We start from the raw sequence: 1,110 nt of genomic DNA on the forward strand, positions 1-1,110 counted from the left end.
GACCGGGAGGTGCTGCTGCTGGTGGCGTGGGCTGATCTGTCCTATGAGCAGGTCGCCGACGCGCTGGGGCTTCCGGTGGGGACGGTGCGGTCCCGGCTGAACCGGGCCCGGAAAAAGGTGAGGCAGGAGTTCGGCGGAGTGAATCCGACCTGCGTCCATGATCGGAATGAGGACATCGGTGATGAGTGACCTGCGTGAGGTACAGGAGTTGTGGAGCGAGGCCGCCGAGCCCGGCCCCGCCAGGCTGGCCGCCGTCCGCCAGCGGTTTCTGCGGGAGACGCGGCTGGGGGGTCTTGGTGCGCACAGACGGCGGCGGGCGTGGGGAGTCCGGGCGGCGGCGGCGGGCGGACTGGTCGCGGCGGTGACCGCGGGCACCCTGGTGCTGGCGGGCGGGAGCGGTCCCGGTTCGGCACCGGCCAGCGCCGCCGAGCTGCTCACCCGGGCCGCGCAGGCGGCCGGGGACGGGCAGGTCGCGGATCCGCGTCCGGGCCAGTTCGCCTACCGGGAGTCGGTCGCGCTGGAGCTCTCGACCGGCAGCGGGGGCTCCTGGTTCCGGAAGGTGCGCTACCAGGAGTGGCGGCGGGCGGACGGCGCAGTCCCGGTGTATCGGCGGACCACGCTGCTGGGGCTCGTGCCGCTGCCGGGTGGGAAGGTGCCCGCCCGGGCATGGGAGCTCGCGCGTGCCGGGACGGGCGCAAGGTTCCTGCCGTGCGCCTCTGAGCCCACCGCGCCGAACGCGCCGTACGCCGTGCACCAGAACCTGCCCACCGACCCGGCGCGGCTGCGCGGTGCCCTGGCCGCGGGGGTGGACGCCGGGCAGCGAGCGGAACTGTCCGAGGACCAGGCCGTGTGGGTCAACCTCACGGCACTGGCCTCCGCGCAGCCGCCGCCCAAGGTGCAGGCGGCGCTGTTCACCGTCGCCCGCCAGATCCGGGGCACGCGCCTGTCCGGCCGCACGACCGACGCCGCCGGGCGTCCGGGCCTCGCGGTGACCCTCGACACCCGGCCCGGCGAACGCGAGGAGCTGATCTTCGACGCCAAGACCTACCGCTTCCTCGGCTGGCGCGGCACGGCGACGGGCGACACCCTGCCCGCCGCAACCACGACCGC

General features: G+C 75.1%; 2 protein-coding genes. Both read left to right on the forward strand.

All coding sequences use genetic code 11. The annotated features are described in order from the left end of the window. Nucleotides 1–189: sigma factor-like helix-turn-helix DNA-binding protein (locus tag AB0K34_RS46645; protein ID WP_364554978.1), on the forward strand; the 189-nt coding region annotated here is incomplete at its 5' end. After that, on the forward strand, nt 182–1,110 hold a 929-nt coding region (locus tag AB0K34_RS46650; RefSeq protein WP_364554980.1), incomplete at its 3' end, for a CU044_5270 family protein. The genes AB0K34_RS46645 and AB0K34_RS46650, both read left to right, overlap by 8 nt.

The sequence above is a fragment of the Actinomadura sp. NPDC049382 genome (assembly GCF_040677125.1).
Lineage (GTDB): Bacteria > Actinomycetota > Actinomycetes > Streptosporangiales > Streptosporangiaceae > Spirillospora > Spirillospora geliboluensis.